This is a genomic window from Sphingomonas sp. AC449, from assembly GCF_979253475.1.
In genome coordinates, this window is the sequence record NZ_CEEDCZ010000004.1 from 297,378 (window position 1) to 303,667 (window position 6,290).

A 6,290-nucleotide genomic window follows, 5' to 3' on the forward strand; every position below is an offset into this window, starting at 1 on the left:
GCAGCCTGAATTCATCGCACGCCGAAGCGTCGACGGTTGACCTGATCCCTGTCGCAGCGCAGCAAGGGCGGATGGCAAGTCTTCCCGCAATCGCGAACAATCCCGACATCCGCTTCCTCGGCACGCTGCTCGGCGACGTCATCCGGCTCTATGGCGGCGACCGGCTGTTCGAGGCGACCGAGACGATCCGCCGCGCCTCGGTCGAGCGCCACCGCGATGCCTCGGCGGGCCGCGACGGCGATCACAGCGCGGTCGACCTCAGCCTCGAGAAACTCAGCCTCGACGAGACGCTCGACTTCGTGCGCGGCTTCATGCTGTTCTCGATGCTCGCCAATCTCGCCGAGGATCGCCAGGGGATCGCCGCCGAGGAGGGCGCCGACCTTGCCGCCGCGATCACCCGGCTCGAGTCCGAGGGGATCGACCGCACGCAGGTCCGCGCGCTGCTCGATCACGCGCTGATCGTCCCCGTGCTCACCGCGCACCCGACCGAGGTGCGGCGCAAGAGCATGATCGACCACCGCAACCGGATCGCCGAGCTCATGCTGCTGCGCGATACCGGGCGCGATACGACCCCCGACGGCGATCAGGTCGAGGACGCGATCCTCCGCCAGATCGCCTTGCTGTGGCAGACACGCGTGCTACGCCGCGACCGGCTCTACGTCGCGGACGAGGTCGATACCGCACTCAGCTATCTGCGCGACGTCTTCCTCCCTGCGCTCCCCGCACTCTACCAGCGCTGGGACCGCGCGCTCGGCGAACGCACGCCGAGCTTCCTCAAGCCCGGCAGCTGGATCGGCGGCGACCGCGACGGCAATCCCTATGTCACCGCCGACTCGCTACGGACCGCGCTTGCCAAGGCGAGCGAGGCGGTGCTCGGCTATTATTGCGAGGCGGTCCACGCGCTGGGCGCCGAACTCTCGATCTCGACCGAACATGCCACCGCCGACCCCGCAATCGAAGCGCTCGCCGCGGCGAGCGGCGACGACGCGACCAGCCGTGCCGACGAGCCCTATCGCCGCGCGCTGTCGGGCATATACGCGCGTCTCGCCGCGACTCATCAGGCGCTGACCGGCAAGCCCGCGCCGCGTCCCGGCCGCCTGACGGGCGCCGCCTATGCCAGCCCCGCGGACCTGCGCGCCGACCTCGTCACGCTCGCGCACGGGCTCGGCACCGCGCTCAAGACCGGCGGCGCGCTCGGCCGGCTGATCCGCGCGGTCGAGACGTTCGGCTTCCACCTCGCCACGCTCGACCTGCGCCAGAACAGCGCGGTCCACGAACGCGTCGTCGCCGAACTGCTCAAGGTGTCGGGCGTCGAGCCGGACTATTGCGCGCTCGACGAGCAGGCGCGCGTCGCGCTGCTCCGCCGCGAACTCGCCAATGCGCGCCCGCTCACCACCCGCTTTGCAGCCTATAGCGACGAGACCGCGGGCGAACTCGCGATCCTCCAGGCCGCCGCCGACGCGCATGCCGCCTATGGCCCCGCCTGCATCACCAACTACATCGTCTCGATGGCGCAGTCGGTCAGCGACCTGCTCGAGGTGAATCTGCTGCTGAAGGAGGTCGGGCTCTACCGTCCGGGCGACACGCCCAGCGCGGCGATCATGGCGGTCCCGCTGTTCGAGACGATCGGCGATCTCGAGGCCGCGCCCGCGGTGATGACCGCATGGTTCGCGCTCCCTGAAATCGCCACCATCTCGACCGCGCGCGGTCATCAGGAAGTGATGATCGGCTATTCGGACAGCAACAAGGATGGCGGCTACCTCACCTCCACCTGGCAATTGTCCAAGGCCTCGACCGCGCTCAGGCCCGTGTTCGAACAGGCGGGCGTCGGCATGCAGCTGTTCCACGGCCGCGGCGGCGCGGTCGGGCGCGGCGGCGGCTCGGCGTTCGCGGCAATCCGTGCGCAGCCCAGCGGCACCGTCCAAGGCCGTATCCGCATCACCGAACAGGGCGAGGTGATCGCCGCCAAATACGGCACGCGCGACGCCGCGATGACCAATCTCGAGGCGATCGCCTCGGCGACCCTGCTCGCCAGCCTCGAGCCCGAACGCCTCTCGAGCGCCGACACCACGCGCTTCTGCGACGCGATGGACCGCCTCAGCGACACCGCGTTCCACAGCTATCGCGACCTCGTCTACGGCAGCAACGGCGACGACCGGGGCTTCCGCACCGTCTTCCGCCAGATGACGCCGATCGCCGAGATCGCCGGGCTCAAGATCGGCAGCCGCCCCGCCAGCCGCACCAAGTCGGACCGGATCGAGGATCTGCGCGCGATCCCCTGGGTGTTCAGCTGGGCGCAGGCGCGCGTCATGCTGCCGGGCTGGTACGGCGTCGGCCAGGCGCTTGCCGGGTTCGAGGACAAGGCGCTGCTGCGCGACATGGCGCAGGGCTGGCCGCTGTTCGCCTCCGCGCTCGCCAATCTGGAGATGGTGCTGGCGAAGTCCGACATGGCGATCGCCGAACGCTATGCCGGGCTGGTCGAGGACCGGGCGCTGCGTGACACCGTCTTCGGCCGGATCCGCGACGGCTGGCAGCAGACGCATGACGGGCTGCTCGACGCCACCGGCCAGTCACGCCTGCTCGAAAAACATCCCGCACTCGAGGCGTCGATCCGCCTCCGCCTGCCCTATATCGAACCGCTCAACCTGCTCCAGATCGAACTGATCAAACGCCGCCGCGCGGGCGAAGAGGATGCACGCATCGGCGAGGCGATCCTGCTGTCGATCAACGCGATCGCGACGGGTCTAAGGAACTCAGGCTAACGCCCTCTCCCCTCGGGGGAGAGGGAAGGGGCCCGCGGCGCTTGCCGCGGGAAGGGTGGGGGCCAGTGAGGCCAAAACCCTCACCCCAAACCCTCAGCCCGCCCCGTCAAAGAACGGCGCCGCAATCTCCGGCCGCACGCGCAGCAACCGCCCGCTCGCGCGGTCGAGCAGCGCCCATGTCGTCACCGCGTCGAGCTTCACGCGCCCGTCATCGCCGACGAACCGCACATGCCGGTCGAACCGCGCGCCCTTCGGTCCGCCCTCGACCCAGGTCTCGCCGGTCACCGTCTCGCCCGCGACCACGCTGCCGCGATAGTCGATTTCGTGCCGCGTCACGACCCAGACATAGGCGGCCTTGTGCTCGGCGGGCGCGACCGCCTCCCAATGCGCGGTCGCAATCCGCTGGATCCACTGGACCCAGACCGCATTGTTGACGTGCCCGAGCTCGTCGATATCCGTCTCGGCCGCGGTGATCGTCATCGTGAAGGTCATGTGCTGCGCTCCCGCCATTTCCGCCACGCGAACCAGCCGCCGCCGACCGCCAGCAGCGCCGCGGCGCCGAGCAGGATCAGCCGCCCGGTGCCGATTCGCCCGAGCATCTCCTCGATGACGTTGCCGAACGCATAGCCGATCGCGCTGAACGCACAGCCCCACACCATCGCCGCGGCGAGGTTTACCGCCAGGAACAGGCGCTGCGAAATCCGGCTCGTCCCGATCGCGATCGGGCTGACCGTGCGGATCCCGTAGACGAAGCGATAGGCGAAGATGAACCGCCGCGGATAGCGTTCGAGCAGGTCAATCGCGCGCGCATAGGCCGACCGCCGCCGGATCGCTGCAACGGGGCGCGACTCGCGAAAATACCGCCGGCCCGCAAAGAACAGCTGGTCCGCGACGAACGACCCGATCACCGCCGCCGCCATCGCACCCGCCAGCGACACCAGCCCCTGATGCGCCAGCACCCCGCCCGTCACGACCGCAGCCTCCCCCTCGACCCCTGCCCCGAGAAAGATCGCCACGACGCCATAGCGCGCCACCAACGCCTCGATCGTCACGCGGCAAGCGACCTTTGTTCACGCGAAGGCGCGAAGGCGCAAAGATTAAGAGTTTTCGCGCGGAGGCGCGGAGGACGCAGAGCAGAAAAGCACGACATTCTTACTCTATCTCCGCGCCTCCGCGCCTCCGCGCGAACCAATCTTCTTCGCGCCTTCGCGCCATCGCGTGAACACCCCCTTCTCGGCGGCGTCACGCGACCCAGGTCTCACCCAGCGACGCCCAATTGCCACAGCACGAACGCATGCTCCTCCGCCGCCTCGCGCAGCGACTCGAACCGGCCCGACTTGCCGCCATGCCCCGCGCCCATGTTCGTCTTGAGCAACAGCACATTGTCGTCGGTCTTCATCAGCCGCAGCTTGGCCGCCCATTTCGCGGGCTCCCAATAGGTCACGCGCGGATCGTTCAGCCCTCCGCTGATGAACATCGGCGGATAGGCCTGCGCCTTGACGTTGTCGTACGGTGAATAGGAACGGATCAGCGCGAACGCCGCCGGATCCTCGATCGGATTGCCCCATTCGGGCCATTCCCCCGGCGTCAGCGGCAGCTCGGCGTCGAGCATCGTGTTGAGCACGTCGACGAACGGCACGTCGGCGATCACCGGGCCCCAGAGCTCAGGGTCGGAATTGACCACCGCGCCCATCAGCTCGCCACCCGCAGACCGCCCCGCGATCGCGATCCGCCCCGCCGAGGTCCACTTCGCGTCGACCAGCGCCTTGGCCACATCGACGAAATCGTTGAACGTGTTCTCGCGCTTCTCCAGCTTGCCGTCGAGATACCATTGCTGGCCGAGGTCATCGCCGCCGCGGATATGCGCGATCGCATAGGCAAAGCCGCGGTCGAGCAGGCTCATCCGCCCGGTCGAGAAGCCCGGCGGGATCGCATAGCCGTACGCGCCATACGCATAGAGGAACACAGGCGCCGACCCGTCGCGCACGAACCCCGCCGGATAGACGATCGACACCGGAATCTCCGTCCCGTCCCGCGCGGTGATCTTCAGCCGCTCGGTCGCGTATTTCGCCGCGTCGTAACCGCTCGGGATCTCCTGCACCTTGAGCATCGTCCGCTCGCCGGTATCGACGTCATAATCATACACCGTCCCCGGCGTGACCATCGACTCGTAGCCGAGCCGCAGCACGGTCATGTCATACTCAGGGTTATCGCCGAGCCCGGCGACATAGCTCGCCTCGGGAAACTCGATCCGCTTGCCCTCGGTCGGCGTCTCGTACCGGTGGATCGCGATCTGATCGAGCCCGTCCTCGCGCCCGTCGACCACGAAGAAGTCCTGATAGCACTCCACCCCGGTCATGTAGAAGGTCGGGCTGGCCGGGATCAGCTCGGTCCACGCGCCCGGCTCCTCGACCAGTGCGGTGCACAGGCGGAAGTTCGGATCGACGTCGTTGGTGTGGATGAACAGCGTCCCGTCATGCTCGTCGACGTCATATTCGCGCCCGACCTTCCGCGCGGACACCAGGATCGGCACCGCCAGCGGCTCGTGCGCGGGGAGCAGATAGATCTCGCTCGTCACATGGTCGCTCGTCGCGATCACGATCCACTTGCGCGAACTCGTCTCGCCGACGCCGACGCGGAAGCCCTCGTCCTTCTCGTGGAACAGCACGACGTCGTCGCTGATCGGCGTCCCCAGCCGGTGGAACCGCGCATTGTCGGTCCGCCACTGCTCGTTCGCCAGACCGTAGAGGAAGCCCGCATCGTCCGCGGTCCACACGATCTCGCTCAGCATGCCGGGGATGACGTCGGGCAGATGCTCGCCGGTGTTCAGGTCCTTGACCCGGACCTCGAACCGCTCGCTGCCATTGTCGTCGATCGCATAGGCGAGATAGCGCCCGTCATTGCTGACCGAGAACGCGCCGAGCCGGAAATATTCATGCCCCTCGGCCAGCGCGGGCTCGTCGAGCAGCAGTTCGTCGGGGCCGCCCGCAACGGGCTTGCGCCACCATTTCTTGTATTGCCCGCCGGTCTCGTAAGCGGTCCAGTAGAGCCAGTCGCCATCCTTTTGCGGGACCGAGGATTCGTCCTCCTTGATCCGCGCCTTCATCTCTTCATACAAAGTGTCGGTCAGCGCCTTGTGCGGCGCCATCTGCGCCTCGAAATAGGCGTTCTCGGCGGCGAGATACGCCAGCACGTCCGCGTCATCGACCTCGGGATATTTGGGATCCTTCAGCCACGCATAGGGATCCTCGATCGTCTCGCCATGCGCGGCGAAGCTGTACGGCCGCTGCTCGGCGCGCGGCGGGATGGATGCGGACTCAGGCGAGGAGATAGCAGGGGAATTCATGGTCATCCCCCCTGTTACCGCCCCGACGACCGGAAGCCAACGCAAGAGGCCCCCTCCCCCGTCATCCTGACGCGGGAAACCACGGCCTTCCTCCTCCCCGTCATCCTGACGAAAGTCAGGATCCAGAGCCACAAGCGCCGAAGCCAGCAACCCTGGATCCTGACTTTCGTCAGGATGACGAA

At 67.6% G+C, this 6,290-nt stretch carries 4 protein-coding genes; 1 reads left to right on the forward strand and 3 read right to left on the reverse strand.

Annotation, left to right across the window (positions count from 1 at the left end; all coding sequences use genetic code 11):
- The first annotated feature begins 71 nt into the window (after nt 1-71).
- A complete protein-coding gene (gene ppc / locus AC0CH3_RS10115) occupies nt 72-2,762 on the forward strand; it encodes a phosphoenolpyruvate carboxylase (protein WP_465237816.1) in 2,691 nt (896 codons plus the stop codon).
- A gap of 93 nt (nt 2,763-2,855) precedes the next feature.
- Here the strand turns inward: ppc and AC0CH3_RS10120 are convergent, their stop codons facing one another.
- The 3 genes from AC0CH3_RS10120 to AC0CH3_RS10130 all read right to left on the reverse strand — a co-directional run bounded on the left by AC0CH3_RS10120 (nt 2,856) and on the right by AC0CH3_RS10130 (nt 6,108).
- On the reverse strand, nt 2,856-3,254 hold the full coding sequence (locus AC0CH3_RS10120; protein ID WP_354303496.1) for an acyl-CoA thioesterase: 399 nt from the start codon (nt 3,252-3,254) through the stop codon (nt 2,856-2,858).
- Nucleotides 3,251-3,814: a DedA family protein gene (locus AC0CH3_RS10125; RefSeq protein ID WP_465237817.1), complete on the reverse strand. Its 564-nt coding sequence runs from the start codon at nt 3,812-3,814 to the stop codon at nt 3,251-3,253. The genes AC0CH3_RS10120 and AC0CH3_RS10125 overlap by 4 nt, the downstream gene beginning before the upstream one ends.
- A 206-nt stretch (nt 3,815-4,020) precedes the next feature.
- Complete coding sequence (locus AC0CH3_RS10130; RefSeq protein WP_457325763.1) at nt 4,021-6,108, reverse strand: S9 family peptidase; 2,088 nt, start codon at nt 6,106-6,108, stop codon at nt 4,021-4,023.
- Nucleotides 6,109-6,290: the final 182 nt, after the last annotated feature.

Bases quoted from the DNA above. Each gene is read 5' to 3' on its own strand.
- ppc (WP_465237816.1), top strand. From the start codon at position 72: ATGGCAAGTCTTCCCGCAATCGCGAACAATCCCGACATCCGCTTCCTC.
- AC0CH3_RS10120 (WP_354303496.1), bottom strand. From the start codon at position 3,254: ATGACCTTCACGATGACGATCACCGCGGCCGAGACGGATATCGACGAG.
- AC0CH3_RS10130 (WP_457325763.1), bottom strand. From the start codon at position 6,108: ATGAATTCCCCTGCTATCTCCTCGCCTGAGTCCGCATCCATCCCGCCG.